General features: G+C 71.2%; 23 protein-coding genes, 2 tRNA genes and 1 pseudogene. 21 read left to right on the top strand and 5 right to left on the bottom strand.

The window, feature by feature from the left end:
- Window positions 1-25: 25 nt before the first annotated feature.
- Window positions 26-102: transfer RNA gene (locus AB0B41_RS01190), tRNA-Pro, on the bottom strand.
- 83 nt (window positions 103-185) lie between these two features.
- Between AB0B41_RS01190 and AB0B41_RS01185 the strand changes: the two genes are divergently transcribed.
- The 4 genes from AB0B41_RS01185 (at window position 186) to AB0B41_RS01170 (ending at window position 3,354) form a co-directional block, all read left to right on the top strand.
- Window positions 186-584 (top strand): hypothetical protein, encoded by a 399-nt coding sequence (locus AB0B41_RS01185; RefSeq protein ID WP_358197554.1) that lies wholly within the window; start codon window positions 186-188, stop codon window positions 582-584.
- Window positions 585-625: 41 nt separating this feature from the next.
- A tRNA-Gly gene (locus AB0B41_RS01180) sits at window positions 626-699 on the top strand.
- Between the two features lie 679 nt (window positions 700-1,378).
- The gene (locus AB0B41_RS01175; protein ID WP_358197551.1) at window positions 1,379-2,626 is read left to right on the top strand and encodes a tyrosine-type recombinase/integrase; all 1,248 of its coding nucleotides are present in this window, start codon (window positions 1,379-1,381) and stop codon (window positions 2,624-2,626) included.
- Window positions 2,627-2,787: 161 nt separating this feature from the next.
- Complete coding sequence (locus AB0B41_RS01170; RefSeq protein ID WP_358197549.1) at window positions 2,788-3,354, top strand: NUDIX hydrolase; 567 nt, start codon at window positions 2,788-2,790, stop codon at window positions 3,352-3,354.
- Here AB0B41_RS01170 and AB0B41_RS01165 read toward each other — a convergent pair.
- Entirely contained in the window at window positions 3,340-3,936 is a 597-nt protein-coding gene (locus AB0B41_RS01165) for a hypothetical protein (protein WP_358197547.1), read from the bottom strand. The genes AB0B41_RS01170 and AB0B41_RS01165 overlap by 15 nt on opposite strands.
- 216 nt (window positions 3,937-4,152) lie before the next feature.
- On the opposite strand from AB0B41_RS01165, the gene AB0B41_RS01160 reads away from it, so the two are divergent.
- From AB0B41_RS01160 to AB0B41_RS01130, 7 genes and pseudogenes are all read left to right on the top strand, one after another.
- The gene (locus AB0B41_RS01160) at window positions 4,153-4,404 is read left to right on the top strand and encodes a helix-turn-helix domain-containing protein (RefSeq protein WP_358197544.1); all 252 of its coding nucleotides are present in this window, start codon (window positions 4,153-4,155) and stop codon (window positions 4,402-4,404) included.
- Window positions 4,401-4,631: a hypothetical protein gene (locus AB0B41_RS01155; protein ID WP_358197542.1), complete on the top strand. Its 231-nt coding sequence runs from the start codon at window positions 4,401-4,403 to the stop codon at window positions 4,629-4,631. Before AB0B41_RS01160 ends, AB0B41_RS01155 begins: the two co-directional genes overlap by 4 nt.
- Window positions 4,628-4,846 (top strand): annotated as a pseudogene (locus tag AB0B41_RS01150) (WhiB family transcriptional regulator); the annotation flags it as partial. The gene AB0B41_RS01155 and the pseudogene AB0B41_RS01150, both read left to right, overlap by 4 nt.
- Window positions 4,823-5,014: a helix-turn-helix domain-containing protein gene (locus AB0B41_RS01145; RefSeq protein WP_358197781.1), complete on the top strand. Its 192-nt coding sequence runs from the start codon at window positions 4,823-4,825 to the stop codon at window positions 5,012-5,014. The pseudogene AB0B41_RS01150 and the gene AB0B41_RS01145, both read left to right, overlap by 24 nt.
- On the top strand, window positions 5,011-5,538 hold the full coding sequence (locus tag AB0B41_RS01140; RefSeq protein ID WP_358197540.1) for a hypothetical protein: 528 nt from the start codon (window positions 5,011-5,013) through the stop codon (window positions 5,536-5,538). Before AB0B41_RS01145 ends, AB0B41_RS01140 begins: the two co-directional genes overlap by 4 nt.
- Window positions 5,535-7,235, top strand: a complete 1,701-nt coding sequence (locus AB0B41_RS01135; protein ID WP_358197538.1) for a TraM recognition domain-containing protein — start codon at window positions 5,535-5,537, stop codon at window positions 7,233-7,235. The genes AB0B41_RS01140 and AB0B41_RS01135 overlap by 4 nt, the downstream gene beginning before the upstream one ends.
- A gap of 791 nt (window positions 7,236-8,026) precedes the next feature.
- On the top strand, window positions 8,027-8,206 hold the full coding sequence (locus AB0B41_RS01130) for a hypothetical protein (protein WP_358197535.1): 180 nt from the start codon (window positions 8,027-8,029) through the stop codon (window positions 8,204-8,206).
- A gap of 472 nt (window positions 8,207-8,678) precedes the next feature.
- Here the strand turns inward: AB0B41_RS01130 and AB0B41_RS01125 are convergent, their stop codons facing one another.
- The 3 genes from AB0B41_RS01125 to AB0B41_RS01115 form a co-directional block, all read right to left on the bottom strand.
- Window positions 8,679-10,331 carry an AMP-binding protein gene (locus AB0B41_RS01125; RefSeq protein ID WP_358197533.1) on the bottom strand — a complete coding sequence of 551 codons (1,653 nt, stop codon included), beginning with the start codon at window positions 10,329-10,331 and terminating at the stop codon, window positions 8,679-8,681.
- A 194-nt stretch (window positions 10,332-10,525) separates the two neighbouring features.
- A complete protein-coding gene (locus AB0B41_RS01120) occupies window positions 10,526-11,239 on the bottom strand; it encodes an FCD domain-containing protein (protein WP_233306664.1) in 714 nt (237 codons plus the stop codon).
- A 363-nt stretch (window positions 11,240-11,602) separates the two neighbouring features.
- Complete coding sequence (locus tag AB0B41_RS01115) at window positions 11,603-12,526, bottom strand: ATP-binding cassette domain-containing protein (protein ID WP_358197530.1); 924 nt, start codon at window positions 12,524-12,526, stop codon at window positions 11,603-11,605.
- Window positions 12,527-12,770: 244 nt separating this feature from the next.
- Here AB0B41_RS01115 and AB0B41_RS01110 point away from each other — a divergent pair, with 244 nt between their 5' ends.
- The 10 genes from AB0B41_RS01110 (at window position 12,771) to AB0B41_RS01065 (ending at window position 23,178) form a co-directional block, all read left to right on the top strand.
- Window positions 12,771-13,271 (top strand): hypothetical protein, encoded by a 501-nt coding sequence (locus AB0B41_RS01110; RefSeq protein ID WP_358197528.1) that lies wholly within the window; start codon window positions 12,771-12,773, stop codon window positions 13,269-13,271.
- Window positions 13,268-13,690 carry a hypothetical protein gene (locus tag AB0B41_RS01105; protein WP_358197525.1) on the top strand — a complete coding sequence of 141 codons (423 nt, stop codon included), beginning with the start codon at window positions 13,268-13,270 and terminating at the stop codon, window positions 13,688-13,690. The genes AB0B41_RS01110 and AB0B41_RS01105 overlap by 4 nt, the downstream gene beginning before the upstream one ends.
- Before the next feature lie 7 nt (window positions 13,691-13,697).
- Window positions 13,698-14,567: an ABC transporter permease gene (locus AB0B41_RS01100; RefSeq protein ID WP_233306668.1), complete on the top strand. Its 870-nt coding sequence runs from the start codon at window positions 13,698-13,700 to the stop codon at window positions 14,565-14,567.
- 13 nt (window positions 14,568-14,580) lie between these two features.
- Window positions 14,581-15,441, top strand: coding sequence for an ABC transporter permease (locus AB0B41_RS01095; RefSeq protein WP_233306669.1), 861 nt, complete (start codon window positions 14,581-14,583; stop codon window positions 15,439-15,441).
- Window positions 15,442-15,466: 25 nt separating this feature from the next.
- The gene (locus tag AB0B41_RS01090; protein ID WP_358197523.1) at window positions 15,467-16,315 is read left to right on the top strand and encodes an ABC transporter ATP-binding protein; all 849 of its coding nucleotides are present in this window, start codon (window positions 15,467-15,469) and stop codon (window positions 16,313-16,315) included.
- A gap of 159 nt (window positions 16,316-16,474) precedes the next feature.
- Window positions 16,475-17,710, top strand: coding sequence for an MlaD family protein (locus AB0B41_RS01085; RefSeq protein ID WP_358197521.1), 1,236 nt, complete (start codon window positions 16,475-16,477; stop codon window positions 17,708-17,710).
- Window positions 17,707-19,104, top strand: a complete 1,398-nt coding sequence (locus AB0B41_RS01080) for an MlaD family protein (protein ID WP_358197519.1) — start codon at window positions 17,707-17,709, stop codon at window positions 19,102-19,104. The genes AB0B41_RS01085 and AB0B41_RS01080 overlap by 4 nt, the downstream gene beginning before the upstream one ends.
- Window positions 19,101-20,390 carry an MlaD family protein gene (locus AB0B41_RS01075; protein ID WP_358197517.1) on the top strand — a complete coding sequence of 430 codons (1,290 nt, stop codon included), beginning with the start codon at window positions 19,101-19,103 and terminating at the stop codon, window positions 20,388-20,390. The genes AB0B41_RS01080 and AB0B41_RS01075 overlap by 4 nt, the downstream gene beginning before the upstream one ends.
- On the top strand, window positions 20,387-21,802 hold the full coding sequence (locus AB0B41_RS01070; protein WP_358197514.1) for an MlaD family protein: 1,416 nt from the start codon (window positions 20,387-20,389) through the stop codon (window positions 21,800-21,802). Before AB0B41_RS01075 ends, AB0B41_RS01070 begins: the two co-directional genes overlap by 4 nt.
- Window positions 21,803-21,804: 2 nt before the next feature.
- The gene (locus AB0B41_RS01065) at window positions 21,805-23,178 is read left to right on the top strand and encodes an MlaD family protein (protein WP_358197512.1); all 1,374 of its coding nucleotides are present in this window, start codon (window positions 21,805-21,807) and stop codon (window positions 23,176-23,178) included.

Below are 23,178 nucleotides of genomic sequence, written 5' to 3'. Positions count from 1 at the left end.
CGGAACGACCACACCCGGCCCGACGTGGTCGGGGTGGCGGGATTTGAACCCACGGCCCCTCGCTCCCAAAGCGAGTGCGCTACCAAGCTGCGCCACACCCCGTCGCGAAGGAGTCTAGGCCACCCGGTCGGGACCGCTGTGTCGACTACGACAGCCCGGCGCCGTTGTTCGCCTCCGAGGACGTTTTGAGGCCTCGGCGAGGTCGTCGCGGTGACCGCCAACGGGGCGCCCTGATCAGCGAGGTCGGCGACTACGCGCCGCCGACGCTGACCGGCGAGGCCTACGTGCACCGCCGCGACGCCGTCGACCTTCGGCTGCACCACGCGTCGATCCACGGCGTCGTGACCACCGAGGCGGACGACGCGGCCGGCGAGCCGATCGGGCTGTGGATGTTCGACGGCGGGGACGTCGCGGGGCGACGGGGGTGTCGCCCTGCACGGCGTGCAGGGCGACACCCCCGTCGTGCGCTGATGGGAGGCTCGGGCCGCTGCCTCGCCCTCCTGGCCCAACTCGGTCTCCCGACGGCCGACGTGGCGGACGCCTGGCGCGACGCGGTGGGGAGCCTGCCGGGGGTCGGCCGCTGATCGGCTATCCTTGCCGGGCCCGCGGAGGAATCCGGGGGCACGCGGGCGTAGCTCAATGGTAGAGCCCCAGTCTTCCAAACTGGCTACGCGGGTTCGATTCCCGTCGCCCGCTCCACGTCTGACCAGCGGTTATGGTATCGGACACCGGGGTCAGGGCAGCCGCGGGGGATCACTCGGGGTGCGAAACCTCGCTTATCCTGCTCCCATGCCGCGACGTTCCGGCGCTGGCGACAGCCGCGCTCGCGGGTCCGTCGAGACCCGCGCCAACGGGTCGCTGCGCGTCTCCGTGTATGCCGGGATCGACCCCGTCACGGGCCGGCGCCACTACCTGCGCGAGGCCGTCCCCGCCGGGCCGAGGGCGTGGCGCGAGGCCGAGGACGTGAAGAACCGGCTGTTGGCAGAGGTCGCTGCCAAGCGCAACCCTCGTACGAGCGCGACCGTCGACCAACTCCTCGAGCGCTACCTCGATCAGTTCTCCGGCTCGCCAACCACCTTGGATCTGTACCGCACCCACGTGCGCAACCACATCTCGCCCGTGCTCGGGCACCTGCGGGTCGGCCAGCTTCGACGCCGAGACGCTCGACTCCTTCTACGGCGAGCTCCTTCGCTGTCGGACCCGCTGCGCGGGTCGGCGAACAATCGACCACCGTGTCAGTGCGGCGCACGACTGCGACGAGCGCTGCACCCCGCACCAGTGCAAGCCGCTCGCGCCGACGACGGTCCGGCACATCCATTTCATCCTCTCCGGCGCCTACAAGCGGGCAATCCGCTGGCGGTGGCTGGCTGCTAACCCGATGGTCCATGCCGAGCCACCGCCTCCGCCGGGGCCGAATCCGCGGCCACCAACCGCGGCCGAGGCCGCCCGGATCGTGGACGAGTCCTGGCGGGATCCCGATTGGGGCGCTCTCGTCTGGACGGCAATGACGACCGGAATTCGCCGCGGCGAAATGTGCGCAGTGCGGGTGTCCGCGGTGGACCTCGACGAGGGCCGGGAGACGCTTTGGCTCCGTCGGGCGATTCGACGTGAGCCGGGCGCGGGCTGGACCGAAGCCGACCTCAAGACACACCAGCAGCGGCGGATCGCACCGGACACCGAGACGGTCGCCGTGTTGCGGGGCCAGATGGAGCGGTGCCGGGCCCGGGCCGCCGCTCTCGGGCTGAACTACCGCGCGGACGGCTACCTGTTCTCCGGCGCACCGGACGGCTCCACGTTCCTGACGCCGGACAGCGTGACGCAGCGCTACGACCGCATGGTCTCCCGGCTCGGCATCGAGACGACCATCCACAAGCTCCGGCACTACTCGGCGACCGAGCTGATCGCCGGCGGCGTCGACCCGCGGACGGTCGCCGGACGTCTCGGGCACGGTGGCGGTGGGACGACGACGCTCAAGGCGTACACCGCGTGGGTCTCGGAGGCGGATCAGCGGGCGGCCAAGGGGCTCGGAGCCGGGATGCCGCAGCGCCCCGCCGAGATGGACGACGCCGAACGGATCAGAGCCGAACCTCGCTATCCGTACCAGGTCGTCGCCGCGGCTGTGGCCCGGGAGGTCGCGGACGGGAAGCTCGCGCCGGGCGATCCGGCACCCTCCGCACCGGATCTCGTGAAGCAGCACGGTGTTTCGCTCGCGACGGCGAAGCGCTCGCTCGTCCTGCTGACCGAGTGGGGAACGCTTGCACGGCACGGCCGCAGTCCTCTCCACGTCGTCGGACCCGGGGAGGAGCTCACGCCTCTCGCGCCGGTGGCGGTCGAACCACCGTCGTCGCCAGTGGCGATCTCTCCTCCGCCAATGGCGATCTCTCCGCCGGTGACTGCCGAGGCCAAGTTGCTCACCCTGACCGTTCGCCATCGAGGGCAGGACGTTTCGACGTTCTCGACGGCCGCCAACCCGGCTAGTCCGGCCGCGTTGCATAGCATCCTCGCCGCCGCCGTCCGCCGAGCAGGAGGCGATGAGGGAGAGATCGGAGACTACGAGATGGACGTCCGGATTACAGGCGAGCCGGAGCCACTGCTCACCTTCGTCGCATCGCCGTGGACTGGGTAACAGCGACTGCGATGGACGGTCTCCGAGTTAGCAATTCCGGGCTGGCCCTGCGGTCGCGCACGCCCGGTCGACCCCCACTCAGCCGTTGCCCCTAGTGACGGCGTTGGCGGATAGCCCCGCTCTTCCCACGCACGAGATCGACCACTCGCTACGGTGCGTGGGTGACCGCAGCACAGGACGACGGCCGCTGGATCGTGCACGACGAGCGACCTGTCTACGAGAGCGACTGGGTCACAGTGAAACTCACCGACGTAGAGCTGCCATCCGGCGAGCGCTTTGAACACCACACCCTCAGCCTTCCGCCTGCGGCGATGACCGTCGTCCTCGACGACCCCGGCGAGCACGTGCTGATGTCGTGGCGGCACCGCTTCGTGCCGGACGTGTGGAATTGGGAGCTGCCGGGCGGGCTGCTCGACGTGAACGAGGAGCCTGCGACGACGGCGGCTCGCGAGGTGCTGGAGGAGACGGGCTACCGGGTCCGCGCGATCGAGCATTTGGTGACCTTTGAGCCGATGATCGGCATGGTCCGCAACGCCCACCATGTGTTCCTCGCCCGTGGAGCTGAGCTGGTAGCCGACCCGACGGAGCTGAACGAGGGGAAGTTTCAGTGGCTGCCGCTGGCGGACGTCCCGGAGCTCATCGCGCAGGGACGGATCGTGAACTCGGGTTCGCTGGTGGGGCTGCTCCACGTCCTGGCGCTGAGTGGGCGGAAGTCAGGCAACGAGTAGGTCCTTGATCCGCCGCCGCTGGCGCTTCGAGCCGGTGCGGCCGGCGAGCTCGCTGGCTCGACGCGCGTGCAGGTGTGCCTCGTTGATATCGCCGCGGGCGCGGAAGGCGAGGGCGAGGTCGACGCGGAGGCTGACTTCGGCGCGTCCGTAGTGTCCCTCGCCCATGGCGAGCAAAGCGGCGGCGAGCTCTTCAATCGCGCTGGCCTCGCCGAGGCGGGCGAGGCAGTGGCCGCGCCATCGGGCGAGGTGGCCAGCGTCGAGCATGACGTAGGGCAGCTCCTGCTCCCCAGCGTCGGGCAGCACGTCCGTGGCCGAGTCGAGGACGCGCAGCGCGCTGGGCGGCTCCTCGAAGGTGACCAGGCCGAGCTCGAGCGCGGACTTGCCGTAGACCTCGCACAGCAGCTCGATGTAGAAGTCGCTGACCGCGCCGCCCTGGTTCTCCCAGACTGCGATTCGGCGGAGCAGGCTCGCGTCCTGCGGCAGGGTCCTGCCGCGATTGCGCGCCGCGGTACGGAGCGCGTGGACGAGCCGAGTCTTGGTCCAGTCCCGCTCGCCGCGGGCCTGTGCAAGCTTGGTGGTCACGGCGCCTCCCGATCACCGGTGATCACACGATGACGCTCTGAGCTGCGGAAATCAACCCCCGTCCGAATGTCGCGTCATCCTGCGTCATCCCGCGTCATCTGCCGCAACCACGGTCCACAGGCCGACGCTCTGTCCACAGGAGCGAGTCGGAGCGATTGAGCGAACTCCGCACTCGCGCCGACCTTGGAAGGCAGACGGACAAGCGAGGTGGTGGGCATGTCAGGGCTGGTGATGAGCCGGGAGCCGCGAGGAGAGCGGCCGCGGTTCTACAGCGTTGCCGAGGTGGCGCGGATGTTCGGGATGTCGAAGGTGACGGTCTACCGGGCGATCGCCGACGGCGACTTCCCGGCGGTGAAGATCCGCGGCCGGTTGATCGTCCCTGCGCAAGCTGTCGACGCGATGGTCGAGGCGGCGGTGTCCGCGCAGAGCGTCGTGGACGTGGCGGCGTGGTCGGCCGAGGGCGCGTGATCGCGGTGGAGGCCGTCGGAGTTCTGATCTTCTTCTCGGTGGTCGGGGCGTTCCTGTGTGCGAAGGCGCGGTTCGCCGGTGGGGCGGTGGTGTTCTCGCTGGTGGCGTTGGTGTTGTTCGTGGCGACGCCGGCGGGGCAGGGGCTGCCCGGTGCGGTGGGGACGTTCCTGTCGACGCTGAACGACACGACCACCCCGGTCCTGTCCGGGCAGGAGGCGCAGCGATGAGCGCGCGGGACTGGCGTTCGCGGGCGGCGTGCCTGAACGAGGACCCGGAGTCGTTCTTCCCGGTGGTGGAGGAGGGCCCGCGGTGCGCGGCCCAGGTCGCCGCGGCGAAGGCGGTCTGCGGGCGCTGCCCGGTGCGCCGGACGTGCCTGGAGGACGCGACCGAGCGGCTCAGCCACGGCATCGCCGGTGGGCTGACCGCGGAGGAACGCCGGCAGGCCCGCACCGAGCAGACCGCCCACCGCCAGCCGGATTCTCCGCGCAGGGCGGTCCGGGTCGCCGGGCTCGCTCTGATCGCCCGGGGGGTGTCGGTGTCGGTCGTGGCCGAGCGATGCGGGGTGTCGGGGCGGACGACGGCGCGGTGGACGGCGCGGGTGTCGGCATGACCCGCTTCGACATCACCCCCCTTGCCCGTGCCGTGCTCGCGGTGAAGGACCTCATCCGCCGCGCCGCCTGCGAGGTGCACGGCGCACACGCCGTGGAGGTCCCGGTCGACGGGCTCCGGGCGCTGACCCGGACCGAGCTCGACGACCCACTCGCTGGGATCCGGGCTGCGGTCCTTGCGCGGTATGCGGCGTCGGCCGAGATCCGCGCGTATGCCGAGCAGGCCCGCGGTGTCGGCCGGGCCTGGGACGAGATCGCCAAGGCGCTCGGCCTCGACCAGACCCAGTTCGACGACCCGCGAGCCGAGCTGGCCTTCAGGCTGGTCGCGGAGAACCGCCCGCTGCCGTTCCGCGAGTCGTTTGAACGGCTCGACGCCTGGTGGCGCTGCGGCTCCTGCGGGCAGCGGATCCGGGATCACGACCCATTCGAGGCCAACCCCGCGGACAACGAGATCGGGCACGCCGCCACGTGCCGGCGCCACGCCGCCGAGGTCGCGGCCTCCCGGCTGTGGGAGGAGGCGAGGTGAACGCGTTCGTAGTGGTACTTGTCCTCGGCCTCGCGGGCGGAGCTGCGCTGATCTGGCGCCGCGGCAGTCACAGCCTCGCATCGGTGCTGGGCCTGCTGGCAGTCCTTCCGGGCGCCGGGCTGCTCCAGGCGCTCGCTTGGCCAGCCGTAGCGGTCGTATGTGCCTGCGCCGTCGGGTTCGGGGTCCATCGGTGGGCGCGATCGGCGGCGACGGTGTCGCGGTGGGGCGCCCGGTCGCGGCGCAAGGTCGGCGTCGCCTCGACCCTCGACCTGCTGCGGGCCGCCTCCAGGGTGGCGATGCGCCGGCGTGCGGCGACGGTGCGCCCCGCGCTGGCCCAGGTGTCCCGATGGCGGATCAGGACCGCGGAGGTGGCGGTGGAGCTGTGCCGCTCTGGGCTGGTGCGGGTGTGGGCGTCGATCGAGGATGTCACGCTGGTGTTCGGCGGCCCGCGCACCGGCAAGTCCGGGTGGCTGGCCGGGCGGGTCCTCGACGCGCCGGGGGCGCTGCTGGTCACCAGCACCCGCACCGACCTGTACGAGTTGACCGCGCCGCTGCGGGCGCGGCGGGGGCCGGTGTATGTGTTCAACGCGGTCGGCCTCGGGGAGCACCCGTCGACGATCACGTTCGATCCGCTGACCGGGTGTGCGAATCCGGTGACCGCGGCCGAGCGGGCGGCCGACATGCTCGGCGCCACGCACCGCCACGGCGCCGGGGGTGATCGGGATTTCTGGGATGCCCAGGGCCGGCGGATCCTGGCCGCGCTGCTACATGCCGCCGCGCTGGGCGGATGCCGGATGCGCGACGTTCTGGGGTGGGTGGCCGATCCGGAGCGGGCGCAGCGCGAGGTGACCGGGCTGCTGCGGCGCAGCGCCGATCCGGCGTTCGAGCAGGACCTGACCCAATTCGTCACTACGAACGACCGCACCCGCACCTCGATCACCTCCACGATCATGCCCGCGCTCGGGTGGCTCACCTCCCCGGCCGCCTCCGCGGCCGCCGAGCCCGGCCGGTTCGACGTGCGCGACCTGCTGGAGAGCCGGGCGACGATCTACCTGCTTGGGGCCGAGGAATCGCACGCCGCGCCGCTGGTGTGCGCGCTGAGCGGGGACATCGCTCGGGAGGCCCGCCGGCTGGCCGCCCGCCAACCCGGCGGGCGGCTGGATCCGCCGCTGACGTTGGCGTTGGACGAGGCCGCGCTGATCAGCCCGGTGCCGCTGCAGTCCTGGACCGCCGACATGGGTGGGCGCGGGGTGACGATCCTGGCCGCGTTCCAGTCCCGGGCTCAGTTGCTGGCCCGGTGGGGCGAGTACGACGCGGCCACGATTCTGAACAACACCGGCGCGGTGATGGTGTTCGGCGGCACCCGCGACCGCGAGGACCTGCAGTTCTGGTCCACCCTCACCGGGGAGCGCGACGAGGCGGTCACCTCCACCGACCTGCACGGCCGCGGCGGAACGCGCTCGGTGCGCAAGGTCCCGGTCCTGGCGCCGGCGCAGATCGCCAACCTGCCGGCCGGGCGGGTGCTGGGATCCGCCGCGGCATCCCGCCGATCATCGGACGGGTCCGGATGGCCTGGCACCGCCGCGACCTCCGCGCCCACCGCCGCGCCCTCGACCGTGCCGCGACGGCGGCGACGTGGGAGCGGCGCCGCGACACGCTCATTAAGTGGCGCCGCGAGGTGCTCGAGCGGGTGCTGATCTCGCTGGCGCGGCGCTGGCCGGACCGCTTCGGCCACGCAGCGCGACGGCTCCAGGCAGCCCATCGGGCACCCGACCGTCAGCCGCGTGAGCTCGAGCCTTCGCGGCCGCAGCTAGCCCTGGTGCCCGATCATGGGAGCGAGCAGTGACCGCGGCGAGCTCGCCGGATGCGGTCGCGGGGCTGGCCCGGGAGGTTGACGGGCTGCGGCGGATCGTCGAGCCGCTGCAGGGGCTGGCGGGGCGGGTGGACGAGCTGGCCCAGCTGGTCGCCCGGCTTGCTGATTCGGTCCACGCTGCGGCCGCCCGCCGGGCTTCGGCGCCGGCGTCGTCCTGGTTGATGGCCCCGACCGAGCCCGGCAAGGTGGCAGGGCTGCTCGACGAGGTCGCCGCTTGGATGGAAGCGATCTACCTGCGCTACCCCGACGCCTCCGCGAGCTTGCCGGAGTGCTGGTGCTGGCATCCCGACATTGTCGAAGAACTGGCCTGGCTGATGCGTGCCTGGTCCGCCGCCTACCAGGGCGAGACGGCGTCGGTGATGCTCGCGGCGGACTGGCACGACCGCCTCCGCCCCGGGGTGGTCCGGCGGATCCGTGCCTCGACCGGGACCTGCTCGCGCGACAACCACCGCGCCCGCCCCGGCTGGACCTCCTTGGACATGGCCGCGCCGGAGGTACCGAGCCTGGACGCGCTCGAGGCGATCACCGCCTGGTGGGCCGACCGGCGCGGCGAGCCCGCCCCGAACCCGAGCCGACCCCGGTGCGGGACTACGTCACCGGGGAGACCCAGCCGCGATGACCGAGCACCAGCCGCCAGCCGAGCACGAGGCGACGGTGGGTGGGCGTCGGGCGGTGCGGGCGGCGATCTGGCTGCCCGGGCTCGCCGTCGCCACCGGCGCGGCCGCGGCGACCGCGCACGGGCTCTACGAGGTCGCGGTCGCCTCCCGGGTGCCGGCCGGGATCGCCTGGCTGTAGCCGCTGATCACCGACGGGCTCGCGCTCGTGGCCTACGCCGCCACCGCTCGGCTGTCCGGCTCGGCGGCCCGCTACGCCTGGGCGGTTGTCGTGGTGGCCGCCGGGCTGTCCGGGCTGGCGCAGGCGATCTATCTCGCCTCCGACGAGACCCTCGAAGCCAGCCCAGCGGTGCGGTTCGGCATCGGCGCCTGGCCGGCCGCCGCGGCGGCGGTGGTGGCCCACCTCCTGTACCTGCTTGCCGACGCCAGCCGGCCTGTACAGCCGGTGGCTGTTCAGCAGGTCAGCGTTCGCCGGGTCGCTGTTCAACCCGAGGCTGTACAGCCCGTCCCGGCTGTACAGGCGACCAACACGGACGAATCGGCCGGCACGAATGAGCCGGGAGAGTCCGTCGCCGTTCGAGGCGGTGAACAGGACTCAGGTCGGCTGCCGGAGTCGCCGCAGCGCCTCGCCCGACGACCGGGTGCCGGAGGTGTCAGCCCGTCGCCTCGCGGGCGAGGTCCCGAAGCAGGAACTTCTGGACCTTGCCGGTCGCGGTCATCGGCAGTTCGTCGACCAGCACGAGCTTCTCCGGCAGCTTCTGCATCGAGATGTGTCGTTCCTTGAGAAATGACGTGATGTCCGTGAGGGCCGGCGTGGCCCCCGGGACAGGGACGACGACGGCGCAGGCCTTCTCGCCGAGTCTCTCGTCGGGATAGGGCACCACGGCTACCTGGGCGACCTGAGGATGAGCCAGAACGTACCCCTCGATCTCGGCGGCGCTGAGGTTAGTCCCGCCACGGATCACGATGTCCTTCAACCGGCCCGAAACGCGCATGTAGCCGTGCGCGTCCATGCGGCCGAGGTCGCCGGTGTGGTGGCGGCCGTGCGTGTCGATGGTGGCGGTGGTGCGTTCGGGGTCGCGCCAGTAGCCGAGGATCGCTCCCGGCCCGCGGTAGCAGATCTCGCCCTCCTCGCCGGTGGGAACCTCCTCGCCGTCGGGTCCGATCAGCGTGATCTCGACACCTTCGAGCGCGGGGGAGCCATCGGAGCCCGCTCGGCGCTCCAGGGGATCGCCGGGATGACAACAGGTGACCGCCATCAGCTCGGAACAGCCGTAGAGCGGCATGAGGACGCCGCCGTCGAAGGCCTGGTCGAACTCGATGGCGAGGGCTTCAGGGATAGGGGCGCCGGCGCAGAGCCACACACGCATGGACGACAGGTCGTGGTGCGCGGTGCGCTGGGCGTCGAGAGCCATCCGGACGAAGGGCGTGGCCGTGGCCGTGGCGGTGCATCGGTACTGCTCGATGCGGCGCAGTCCTTCGGTGGGTTCCCAGACGTCGAGCAGGTGCGTCTCGGCGCCGACCGAGAGCGGAACGAGGACACCGACCATCAGCCCGGTGGCGTGGGCGACGGGTGAGGGCATGAACATGACGTCGTCGGCCCCGAGTTGGAACACGTCGCGGGCGAGGCCGCGGGCGGAGAAATCGAGGGTATTCCAGGTGTGCACGCAGCCCTTGGCGGTGGACTCGGTGCCGGACGTGTACACGACGACCTGCGGGACATCGGCGTCCGGATGGTCGCCGAGCTCTGAATCCTCGGTCTCCGTCGCACAAGCGGCCTCGAACGTCAGCTCACCCTCGGCCGCTTCGCTCCGGACCACGACGATTGTCGACAGGGCGGGGCTGTCAGCCCGCAGGTCGCGGAACATCGCGGTGTGGTCGAACCCGCGGAAGACGCCGGTCGTGATCACCGCGACGGCGCCGGAATTGCGGAGCACATGTCCGATCTCGGTGTGCCGGTACACGGTCATGATCGGCACCAGGACCGCCCCGATCCGTGCGAGGGCCAGGTAGGCGATCACGAACTCGGACCAGTTCGGCAGTTGGACTGCGACCCGGTCCCCTCGGCGCACCCCCCGGCGGAGCAGCGCAGCGCCGAGACCCCGTGCGCGGGTCCGTGCAGTCGCATAGTCGAACTCGCACACTCCGTCCGAGACGAAGCGCTTGGTCGGGGTGGCCTCCGCCCAGCGGTCGAGCAGCGCCGCTGCCGAGCCGTCCTGCCACCATCCCTTCTCGCGGAAGAGCCGGATGCTCTCGGCGTCGTACCTGTCGCCGACCGTCAGGACCTGGGGCTCGGCAGTAACCATGGGATCTCCGCTTCGTCGCGACCGTCCGATGCGGCGTCGAACGCGGCCGGGCGCGCCGGCGGCGAACCCGGCGGCCCGGACGCCGATTCACGGCAACCCTAGCGAGATTCGGTCGCTCTCATCAATGGTCAGTCCAAAATCGTCGACGATCGTGCCACCGGCGGTCTCCGGCCCTCGAGGAGGCCAGGTCTGCGTCAGCTTCCGTCGGTGACCGTGATGTCGGTCCGGTTCTCCACCTCGAGCGCCGCCTTGGCGTGGTGGTGGATGTGCCGGGCCATGCGCCGCTGGGCGGCCTCGGCGTCGCGCTCGCGGATCGCCCGTGTGACGGATCGGTGGGCCCGCTGTGCGATGGAACGGACCTCGTCGGTCACGAAGCCCTCGGTGTTCGTGGCGGTGTAGATCGCGCGGGAGAGAGCAATCATGACGCCGGTCAGGATCTCGTTGTGACTGGCGGTGGCGACGGCAACGTGCCAGTCGACGTTGGCCTGCAGGAACTCCTCGAGCCCGCCCTCGCCGATGGCTTCGTTGGCCTCGTCGAGCCGGCGAAGGTCGGACTCGCTGCGATGCAGAGCCGCCAGGCGGGCGCAGAAGGGCTCCACCGCCTCGCGGGTCTCGTGGATCGAAGTCAGCCGGATGCGGCGTCCGCGAATCAGCAGCTCCAACGAGTCGGCGACCGACTCCTCGCCGGGCTGCTGGACGAAGGCCCCGCCCGCGCGCCCGGCCTTGATCCGGATCAGCCCCTGGACCTCGAGGATCCGGAGTGCCTCGCGCACGGTCGTGCGGCTCATGTGGGTCTGGGTGACGAGCTCGCGCTCGGGGGGCAGGGGCGTGCCCTCGGGGTACTCGCCGGACAGGATCCGCTCGCGCAGCTCGTTGGCGAGCACATCGGAGGCCTTGGGCACCTCCATCGGCGACAACCGGATCGCCGATCGTCCTCCGCCCGACACCATCCGGTCTCCGTCCGTGCTGATCCTCGGAGCGTACCGGAACCCGCGCGGTGTACCGGGCAGGCGGTCGTCGACGTGCCCGGGCGCGGGTGGGACTGGGAGGTGCACCCGCGCCCGAGCCGTGGAGCCGGTCGGAGCGTCGGCCCGGCCCCGGCGGCGCCGGCCCAGCGACGCTGCCTCGAGGTCGTGCCTGTCGGGGGTGGCGACGACCGACGGTCACGTTACGTGCGTGTGTGGTGCGTGAGCGTCATCCCGGGGGAGTGTTCCCCTACCCCCTTCGGGGTCGCCTGGCACTGCCGGTGCCGCACCTGACTCCCGCGGGCGTCAGCCGGGCGGACCGGCGAGGTAGAGGGCGCCGAGGGCAGCGACAGCGATCAACGCCGCCAGGACGACGAACACGGTCCGCTGGTCGAACTCGATCCGCCGGGGTCCCGACCGGGCGGCGCCGATCGCGCGTCGGGCCTGCTCGAGGGTGGGCGGGCCCTGTACATCGCCGGTCCCGAATCGTGCCTCGAGGGTGTGCGCGTCGTCGATCCCGTGCAGGAGGGCGTGGGCGGGTCCCTCGCCGACGATCCGGCCGTGCCAGAGCACCGCGAGGGTCCCGCCAAGCTCGCGGGCGAGGGTGAGATCGTGCGTGGTGACGAGGATCGTCGCGCCCGTGCGTTCCCGGTAGGCGTGGACCGCTGCGGCCACCGCGTCGCGACCGTCCTCCTCCGCGGCCTCGACGTCGTCGAGAACCAGCAGTGGCGCCTCGGCGGCGAGCGCTCGTGCGAGCGCGAGCCGGCGCCGCGCATGAGCGGGCATGTCGGCAGGCAGGGCCGTGGTCCACGGCAGCAGGTCGAGGTCCTGGAGCAGGCGCGCACAGCGGCGGTCGCGGGTCTCCGCGTCGACCCCCCGCTCGGCCAGCCCGGCCCGGACGTTGTCCGCGGCGGTCATCGAACCGAAGAGCGAGGTGTCGTAGAGCGTCGCGCCCCCGAGCATCACACCCAGTCCGTGGCGGATCCGCCGGAGCTCGTCCGGGGCTGCAGCCCATACGTCCGTCCCGCCGACCCTGACGGTTCCCGTGTCGGGCCGCAACAGCCCGACGACGTGCCGGACGAGCGTGGTCTTTCCTGCTCCCGAGGGGCCGATCAGCACGGTGACCTCACCGGGCCGCACCCGGAGGCAGAGATCGAGCAGGACCACCGCGTCGTCGCGGACGGTCGTCACCCCGGCCAGTTCGACGGCGGGGCCTACGGATCCGGGCATGGCGCCTCCCGCCGGGAATCATGACTGCCGCAGGACGGCCTTCCGGGTCAGGCATAGCTGGTCCGGACGGTCTACGCCCGGCCACTTCTCCGAAGGGAGGGGGCACCTTCCCCCGAGGGATGAGGTGGCGCCGAACACAGCGGGTCATGCTCGCTGCACGACGAGTGATCCACCGTCGAGCCCGGGCCGCGGCCGTTCCACCGGCGGTCGCGGCCCGACCCACGACCCGAGGACGTGTCGCCTGATGGAGGTACAGCGCCCCGTGACGATCGACCCGTTGCGGCGGGACCACGGAACGCGCTCCGAGCGCGGCCGCGGGGCCCACCATCGCCCGCGGCAGACGCGGACGTCCGCCACCTACCCGTGGCAGGTCGGAGTGGCTGCTGTGCTGTGGTTGGTTCTCGGCGCGGTGCTGATCGGCGCGGGTACAGGCATCACGAGCAGCTCCGCCGATCCGGAGCAGGTCGATAAGATCGTCGGCACGCTCGGCTCGGACACGGTGGCCGGTACCGCGCAGCACGGGCCCGGGATCCTCTGGGTCGGTCTCGGACTCGCGATCCTCGTGCTGGGCGCCCTCCTGGGGATCGGGCAGGGCTGGACCCGCTACGTCCTGATGGGCCTCGGTGTCGGCGCTGTCGTCGCGCTCGCGCTCGCCGGCGCCTGGGAGGTGCTCGTCGCGATGGCGGTACTGGTCGTCGCGAGCGTGCTGTTGCTCGCACCGCGCGTTCACCGGTACCTCGGATGAGCCGGAATCGCCAGGCGGCCTCCGCGCCGCTCGTCGCCGGCCTCGACTGGGCCGAAGCGGCCCGTGGCGCCTCCTCGGGCCTGAGCGTGCTGGTGGTCGGCGGCCTCGTACAGCCACTGGTGGGTGTGCTCACACCCGTGCTCGGCGCCGTCTGGTTGATCGTGGTCGCCGTGGCGGCGTTCGGTGTCGCCGGCCGTCGCATCGGCACGGCGACCGCGCCGTATCGCCAGGGCGCGGTCTGCGCCGTACTCGCCTACCTCTTCGTCCTGCCCCTGGTTGTGTACGCGAACCAGGGCCTCGACGTGGCCCAGGCCGCGGGGACGACGGTCACCGCCGTCGTCGTCGGCGGGCTGGTGGGTCACCTGCGCGGCCGCTCCGCAGTGCGTGCCCACGCCCGGACCCGGCCGAACACAACCTAGGAGCCCGATGACTACCTCCACCGACACCACGGCCGCACCCACGCCGGGAGCCGTCGGCATCCCGCGCCGGAGCGTGGGTGGTCGGCTGCGCTCGGCGGGGCGCGGCATCCGGGGCCCGCTGCAGCAGGCGGGCGAGATGGCCGAACTGCTCGCGACGATCGTCTACAGCGCGGTTCGCCATCCGCGCGGCTACTGGGGCGATGTCCGGGATCAACTCTTCGAGGTCCTCAAACTGTGCTGGTTCCCGATGGCCGTGGCCTGCGTGGCCTTCGGCTTCGGTGCCCCCGGTCTACAGGCCGGCAACCTGTTCATCCTGTTCGGCATCCCGGAGCGCCTCGGCTCCTTCTTCGTGATGGCGAGCGTCCGGGAGTTCGCCCCGTGGATCAACGCGATGGTCGTCGCCGGCGTCGTCGGTACCTCCATGACCGCCGACCTGGGCGCTCGACGGATCCGCGAGGAGATCGACGCGATGGAGGTGCTGGGCATCGACCCGGTACGCGCGCTGATCCTGCCGCGGGTCATCGCCGTGACGATCATGACCGGGCTGATGGACCTCGTCGCGCTGACTTTCGGCGTGCTCGGCGGCTACATCGCCGCGATGCAGCTCGACGCGGGCTCGGCGGCCTTCCAGCAGAACTTCTTCTCCAACGCCACCACGATCGACCTGTGGGGCAGCGTCCTGAAGACGACGCTGTTCGGACTGATCATCGGGGTCGTCTGCTGCTACAAGGGATTTCGCGCCCAGGGCGGGCCGATCGGCGTCGGCAAGGCCGTCAACCAGGCCGTGGTGATCTCGTTCGCCGCGATCTGGAGCTTCAACTTCGTCTTCACGACCATCCTGCTCGGGCTTTACCCCGAGATCCAGGTCTACCGGTGACCGGGGGGAGACCATGACCATCACCGAGCCCAACCCGGATCCGGGCGCGACGACCGCGCCCGGGGTGCCGACCGCCCCGCCCAAGCCGCCGCTGAGCACCCAGTTGCGCGACGGCCTCGCAACCGCTGGCGAGATCTTCCGCTTCTCCGCCAACACGGTTCGCGGCTTCCGCGACGTGCGGCACTACAGCAGCGAGGTGCTGCACCAGGCCGGCATCCTCGTCCTGTCCAGCGGCCTGATCATCTGGGTCATGCAGGGCGTTATGGGCACGGTCTGCGGCCTCGAGGCGAGCTACACCCTGAAGCAGATCGGCGCCCCGCTGTACTCCGGCATCTTCAACGCGTACTGCTCGATCCGCGAGATGGCACCCTACATGTGGGGCTACATCTTCGCTGCGAAAGTGGGCTGCGGGCTCGTCGCGGAGCTCGGCTCCATGCGGATCTCGGACGAGATCGACGCCATGGAGGTCATGGGGATCAAGTCCCGCAGCTTCCTGGTCGGCACCCGGGTGATCGCCGCCTGGCTGGCGATCCCTTTCCTCTACACGGTCGGGCTCGGGATCATGTACGTGACCATGTACCTGGTCACGGTCGTGCAGCTCGGCGGCGTCTCGCCCGGCGGTTACCTCTACATCTTCTGGCTCTACCAGAACCCCCTCGACTTCCTGTACTCGCTGGTCAAGGTCATGTCCTTCGGGACGACGATCGTGTTCGTCGGGTGCTACTTCGGCTTCAACGCCAGCGGCGGGCCGGTAGGGGTGGGTCGCAACACGGCGAAGTCGATGATGATCAACATGGTGCTCATCCACATCCTCGGGGTCCTGGGCACGCAGCTGTTCTGGGGTCTGAACCCGAACGCGCCGATCGCGAACTGACACCGAGGCACAGGAGGACACCAGCATGACCGCCCAACCCGCCTACGACGGCCGCGACGAGGCGCCCACCACCGTGATCCCACGGATCGCGCCGGTCGGCGAGCCGGCAGGGAACGGCAAGCCGCACACCATGGAGGTCCGCGGCGTGCACAAGACGTTCGGGTCCTTCAAGGTTCTGCAGGGCCTGGATCTGCAGTTCGCCGACGACGCCATCACCACCGTGCTCGGCCCGTCGGGCACGGGCAAGAGCGTTCTGATCAAGCACCTCGTCGGGCTGCTCGAGCCCGACGCCGGCGAGGTGATGGTCTTCGGTCAGGACATCTGGAAGCTTTCCGAGGACGAGCGCTACGACATCCGCAAGCGGATGGGCGTGCTGTTCCAGGACGGCGCGCTCTTCGGGTCCATGAACATCTTTGACAACACCGCCTTTCCCCTCCGGAAGCACACCGATAAATCGGAGGAGGAAATCCGCGAAATTGTGATCGCACGGTGCACCGAGGTGGGCCTGGAGCGCTCCCTGCACAAGTTCCCGAACGAGGTGTCGGGCGGGATGCGGAAGCGTGCGGGTTTCGCCCGGGCGATGGTTCTGAATCCCGACATTGTGTTCTTCGACGAGCCGGACTCGGGCCTCGACCCGGTCCGGACGAGTCTGCTCAACGACCTGATCCTGCAGATGCACGCCGAGCACGGCGGGACGTATCTGCTGGTCACGCACGACATCCGGACCGCCCGCAAGGTCAGTGATTACGTCGGCCTGATCTGGAAGGGTAAGGTCGTGCATTACGGAGAAGCGGAGGAGGCGTTCAACTCGCCCGATCCTTTCGTACGCCAGTTCCTGGCCGGCGACTCGGCCGGACCGCTCGGGATGGACTGACCTTCGAGCGAAGACGAAGAATCGATCGAAGAGCCGGTGCGCCGTAGCGCGTCGGCTCTTCGGCGTGCCGGCTATGAATCTATCCGGAGCGCTGCCCCGATCGGGTTAATCTGTCGGATCCAACGTTTCCCGCGGCGCTCCCGAATCGTTGGACCAAATGTGAAGCCACTCCGCCGGATAGCCGTCGCCGCCGTATCCGGGCTCCTCGTCCTGGGTGCCGTCGTCGCCATCGGTGGGACGGGGTCCTACCGCGTACAGGCCGTGCTCCCGTCCGCGGTCAACATCGTCGACGGCGGCGCCCTCCTCGTGAACGGGTTCGAGGCCGGCACGGTCGCCGGTATCGAGGCCCGCGACGGTAAGGCCTTCGTGACGATGGACCTCGACCGGGACGTCGCGCCGCTGCACGACGGCGCCACCGTGACCATCGGGTGGAAGGCGGTGCTGAGCGAGCGGTCGATCCAGATCACCGACGGCCCCGCGGGTAACGCGGAGTTGCCGGACGGGGCGATGCTGCCGGGCACGATGCCGAAGGCCACCGAGGTCGACGACGTGCTCAACGCCCTGGACGCGCCGACACGTGACCGGCTCCGCTCGCTCGTCGGCAACCTCGACGGCGCCCTGACGGGCAACGAGCAGAACCTCAACGCCACCCTGCGCACCTCCGGACCGGCGGTCTCGGCGCTCGGCCGGGTCTTGCAGGCCGTCGGCACCGACGGGCCGGCGATCCGGAACCTCGTCGTCCGGCTCAACGACATGATGGGCACGCTGCGCGACCGCGACGCGCAGGTTCGCACCGTGGTCGAGCAGGTCGCACGGTTCTCTGCCGAGACCGCGGGTCGCCGAGACCAGCTGCGTGACACCCTCGCCCAGCTTCCGCCGACCCTCGACCGCGCCAAGACCACCCTGGACCTGGTGCCGAGCGTGGTCGACGAGGCGACCCCGCTGCTCGACGACCTGCGGCCGGCCACCGAGAAGCTCGGCCCGGTCTCCCGCAGTCTCCGGCCGCTGCTCCAGGACCTGCGGCCGCTCACGGCCGATCTCCGCCCGACGCTCGGTGCGGCGCAGGACCTCCTCGACCGCACGCCGAGTCTGCTCGACGTCGCGCACGCCGACCTGCCCCCGCTGACCTCGATTGTCGGCGATCTGCAGGATCCGCTGGCCCTCCTGCGGCCGATGATGCCCGAGGTCATCGCCTGGGCGTCGCACTGGGGATCGGCGATGGCGAACTACGACGGCAACGGCAACTACGCCCGCATCTACTTCCAGGAGGGGACGACGAGCGTGACCGACATGCCCAGTGTCATCCCGCCCGGCATCACCTACGACCCCTACCCCAACCCCGGCGCCATCGCCGGACAGGAGTGGACCGACGCCTTCGGGGACGGCCTCCGGTGAGCGGGCCGACGACCCGTTCCCCCCGCAGGAGTCGCAGGCTCGGTGCGAGCCGGCTCGCGGCCGTCGCGGCGGCGGTGGTGGCGGTCGCGACCATCGGCGCCTCGAGCCCCGACGGCGGGGAGGGTGACCAGGTCCGCGTCCTTGCCCGCTTCGCCGACGCCAGCCCCCTGCTCGCGGGCAACGATGTGCGTCTGGCCGGCGTGAAGGTCGGCGAGATCGCCGGTATGCGTGTGGTGGACGGCGCAGCCCAGGTCGTCATGGACCTCGACCGGTCGGTGCTGCCGCTGCACATCGACTCGCGCGCGACGATCCGCCCCGTCACCCTGCTCGGCGAGCGTTTCGTGGACCTGGACCGGGGAAGTGCCGCCGCGCCCGTCATGGACCCCGCCCAGGAGATCCCGGTCGACCGGACCGGTCAGGCGACGGACCTCGACCAGGTACTCGACGTGGTCGACGACCCGACGGGCGAGGCGCTCGGCGCGCTCGTCGGCGTCCTCGGCGACGGTCTCGACGGCAACGGCCGCAACGTCGACGACGCGATCAAGGCGCTCGAGCCCGCGATGACGCGGACCGACGAGCTGGCCGGAGTCCTCGCCGACCAGAACGACACCCTGAACAGACTGGTCGACTCGCTCGAGCCGGTGGCCTCCTCGCTCGCCACACAGGACGGGAAGGCGCTCGACGGGCTCGTGGGCTCGGCGCACGGGTTGCTCGGCACCGCGGCCGCGAACCAGCAGGACCTGCGGGCGACACTGCAGGAACTGCCCGGCACGATCGGCAGTGCGCGGACCACGCTCGGCGAGCTGGCCGGTACTGCGCGCGAGGCCGCTCCGACCCTTGCAGCCCTGCGCCCGACCACCGACAACCTCCAGCAGGTGAGTCGCGAGCTCATCGCCTTCGCGGAGTCCGCCGACCCGGCTCTCGCCTCGCTCCAGCCCGTGCTCGACGAGGCGAAGGGAATGCTGGACGAGGTCCGGCCGGTCGCGACGAGCCTGCGCGAGCAGGGCCCGGACACCGTCGACACGGTGACGGGCCTGGAGCCGGTCGTCCGCGACCTGACCGCGAACCGCGGCAACGTCATGGAGTTCCTCAAGCGCTGGGCCCTCACGACCAACGCGAAGGACGGGCTCACCCACTACTTCCGGGCGTTCGCCGACGTCACGCCGATGACGGTGACCAGCAACGTGCCGGGTGAGGGCGGCAACGCCGGCCTCGGCGGCACCCCGCCGCCGCTGACGACCGACCCTGCCGGCGAGCCCGTCGAGCCGCCGCAGACCGGCAACCCCGACGGGCTGCTGACGCCTCCGGCCCAGGGCGGAGACGGTGGAGTGACCGGGCTGACCAAGGACCAGGAGGGCGGCGCCCTCGGCTTCCTCATCGGAGGGGACTCGTGAGCGCACCACGCAAGCAGGCCTGGCGCCGGCGACGCTCGACGCTCGTCGGCGTGGGGGTCGTCGGTTTCCTGGCGGCGATCGTCGCCTTCGCCATCACCGCGCAGAACGGCCTCCCCGGCTACCTCCCCGGAGTCGAGCGCACCGAGGTGAAGGCGGCGTTCTCTGACGCCGGCGCATTGCGGCGCGGCGACGACGTGCGCATCGCCGACGTGCGGGTCGGCTACGTCTCCGACATCGCCCTGGTCGACGGAACCCCGGTCGCCACGATGCAGCTCGAGGACGCCCGGCCCGTCTACCGCGACGCGACCGCGGCCATCGGCGCCCGCTCGGCCCTCGGACAGAAGTACCTGTCGCTGACCCCGGGCACCGAGGCCGCCGGCCGGCTCCCGGCCGATTCGACCATCACCGACACGACGCCCTCCCAGGAGCTGGACACCCTGCTGGACACCCTCGACCCGGCCACGAGGGACGCGGCGGCGTCGACCATCCGCAACGTCGGCGGCGGCCTCGCCGGACGCGGCACCGACCTGTCCGACGGCCTCCAGGCCCTACCAGCGGTGCTGCCGGACCTGGGCACCGTCTCCGATGCGTTGTCGGCCGACGGCGGCGCGGGTCTGTCGGACCTGTTGACCGCGGCCGACCGGCTCTCCCGCTCCTTCGCCGAGCGGCAGCAGAGTCTGGGCGAGCTGGTCAGCCAGCTGGACCCGACGCTGGCCGCCGTGAACACCGACGAAGGCAGGCCCGCGGCGGAGACGCTGAAGTGGGCGCCCGACACGTTGCGGGAGGCCCGGTCGGCACTGGACTCGCTCAACGGGCCGCTGGCCTCCACACGCGACGCGGTCACGGTCGTCCGCCCCGGTGCGGAGGCGCTCGGCCAGGCCACCCCTGACCTCCGCGGCGTCCTGCGCGAGGCGGTCCGGCCCCTGGACAAGGTGCCCGGTGTCTCCGGGTCGGCAGGGCCTGCGGTGGAGGACCTCACACCGACCGCAGCGAACCTGCAGCCCCTGGCCCGCCAGCTGGGCACGACCATGGACCAGGCCGCTCCGAGCACGCAGTACATCGGCCGCTACTCGAACGACCTGTCGCTCTTCTTCACCTACTTCGCCGACGCGCTGAAGTACAGCGACACGCTCGGCCACGGCCTGATGATCTACCCGATCATCAAGCCGGAGAGCGTGCTCAACAACGTGCCGATCGAGGACCCGACCGTTCACCGCGAGGCCTACCCGCCGCCGGGCGGCACCTTCGACCACTACGCGAACTCCCCGATCGGAGAGCGGCGATGAGCTTCCCCGCCATGCTGAGGCCGAGCGGCCGGCGCGGCCGCCGCGGCAAGGGCCTCTCCCCGGTGACCCTCGGGATCCTGTTCCTGGTCATCGTGCTGGCCCTGTTCCTCGGCCTGTTCAACAAGGACCGCATCGGGACCTACCTACGCGGCGGCGAGACGATCACCGTGCACTTCGCCGGGGACTACAAGCTCCGCGAGTTCATCAGCGAGGTGAAGGTCGCCTACGTCCCGGTGGGCAAGGTCAGCGGTGTCGAGCGGGCCGACGACGGTAGCGCGGTCGTGACCATGCGGGTCGACGACGAAGCAGTCGACACGCTTGGGTCTGCGCCCACAGCCACGGTCCGCGCGACCACGCTGCTCGGCGGGATCTACTTCGTCGACCTGCAGCCCGGCGGTGACCCGGGCCGCTTCACCGGCGACGAGATCCCCTTGGAGCGCTCGGCCGGACCGGTGGAGCTCGACCAGGTCGTCCAGGCTCTGCAGCCGGACGCACTGCAGGGGCTGCGCAGTACGGTGGGCAACCTCGACGGAGCGCTCGGCGAGCGCGGGTCCACCGCGCTGCGCCGGCTGACCGCCTCGGCGCCGGCGGCGCTCGGGCCCGCGGCCGGTGTGCTCGACGCCGCGCAGGGCGCGCACCCGGGCGACCTCACCGCCGTCGTCGACGGGCTGGAGAACACCGCCCGCGTGCTCACCGAGAACGACGGGCGGCTCGAGTCCATCGTGGACGACCTGTCGACCACCGGAACGGTGCTCGGCAACCGCAGCGTGGATGTCGGCGCCGCAGTCGAGGCGCTGCCGGCCACGCTGGCCAGCACCCGCGCCGGTCTCGAACGGCTCGACGGCACGCTCACCACGTTGCGGGACACCGCGTCCGACATCCGCCCGGTGGCGACCCGGCTCGACAGCACCCTCGACACACTGGACCCGGTGCTGCAGAAGGCCGTCCCCTTCGTGCACGACACCCGAACCCTGCTGACCGACGCCCGCCCGCTCGTCGGGGACCTCGTGCCGGCTGCATCGACCGCGACGGACGCGTTGAACGATCTGCGGGGCCCTGTGCTCGACCGCCTCGACGGACCGATCACCGACTGGCTGAACACCCCGTACCAGGGGAGCGGTCCGTACGACTCGTCGCAGTCCGACCGCCCGTTGTACTGGGACGTCGTCTACACCTTCGTCAACCTCGGCCGGGCCGCCGGCTACGAGGACCAGAACGGCGGCACGATCGGCTTCCAGCCCGGACTGGGCTCCGGCTCCACGAGCGGTTTGCCGATCAGCACGGACCAGATGGTCAAGCGCCTCTCGGGCGGCACCTACTCCCAGGAGCCCGTGACGACGCTGCCGCCGTTCAACGACGTCACCGAGCAACCGCCCGGGACCGGCCCGCTCGGGCTGGTGGGAGGTAACTGAGCATGACCACCACCACCACCACGACACCGCCCCGGCGGTCCAAGCTCCGGACCAGCCTGCAGCGCATCCGCAACGAGCCCGGCCTCGGCCGCAATGTCGTGATCGTCCTGGTCCTGTTGGCCCTGGCGCTCGTGACGGGCGGGATCATCCTCGGCAACCAGCGGTTCACCCTGCCCTGGACCGACCGGTACGTCGTCCACGCAGCCTTCGAGGCGTCCCCCGGCATCTCGCCCGGCAACGGACAGGAGGTCCGGGTGGCCGGCGTGATCGTCGGACAGATCGCCGAGGCCGAGATCGGGCCGGACGGCAAGGCGCGGCTCGAGCTCGACATGGAGCCGGGCACCCAGGTCTACGACAACGCCCGACTGGTGCTGAGGCCGAAGAGCCCGCTGAACGAGATGTACGTCGAGATCGCCCCGGGCGGGCCGCCCGGCAGGCTCGTGCCGTCCGGCGGCGATCTCCCGGTGACGAACACCGACCGACCGGTCCAGGTCGACGAGGTGCTCGCCCACCTCGACGGCGAGGCCCGACGCGGCCTCACCCAGCTCCTGGCCGAGTCCGACGTGGCGTTGGCCAGCGCACCGCAGGCGCTGCCCGGTGGCTTGGATGCCACGGCGGGAGTGACCGAGAAGCTCCAACCGGTCGTCATGCAGCTCGACCAGCGACGCGAGACTCTGCGCAGGCTCGTGACCGCCCTGGGGCAGATCTCCACGGCGGTCGGCGCGAACGACTCCCGGCTCACCGACGTCGCCGGCTCGCTGCAGACCACGCTCAGTGCACTGGCGGAGAACGATCAGCCGCTGGACTCCGCGCTCGGCCAGCTGCCGGACCTGACGGCGCAGTTGCGCGCGGCGACCACGGAGGTACAGGGGCTCGCCGACCAGCTCGACCCGACCCTGCGGAACGTCCAGGCGGCGTCGAACGATCTGCCAGAGGCACTGTCCCGGCTCGAGGGCACCGCTCACCAGCTCGACGCCACGATCGACGCGGCCGCGCCCGTGGTACAGAAGGCCACGCCCGTGGTCGCGGACCTGCGGCCGTATGTCGCGGACCTGAACCGTGCCCTGCCGTCGCTCGAGCGCACGACCAGCCAGCTCGAACCGTTCACCGGCACGCTGCTGGACTACCTGCCCGACGTGGGCGCGTTCTTCGTGAACACGCGCGACATCGTGAGCCTCCGCGACGGCAACGGCGGCATCCTGCGCGGCATCCTGACCTTCAACCCGGAGACCCTGCTGCCTCCGCCCGCAAATCTCGTGGGCACCGCCGGCGGCCCGATCACCGGACCGCTCGGTCCCTCGGACGAGCCCGTCCCTGCCCCGGTGGTCGGTCAGGCGCTCGACCAGGTCCCGTCCCCCCTCGTCGGCTCGAGATAG

This window comes from Pseudonocardia sp. NPDC049154 (genome assembly GCF_040648315.1).
Taxonomy (GTDB): domain Bacteria; phylum Actinomycetota; class Actinomycetes; order Mycobacteriales; family Pseudonocardiaceae; genus Pseudonocardia.
The sequence above is the reverse complement of the archived record's forward strand: the minus strand, read 5'-3'. Positions and strand labels throughout refer to the sequence as shown.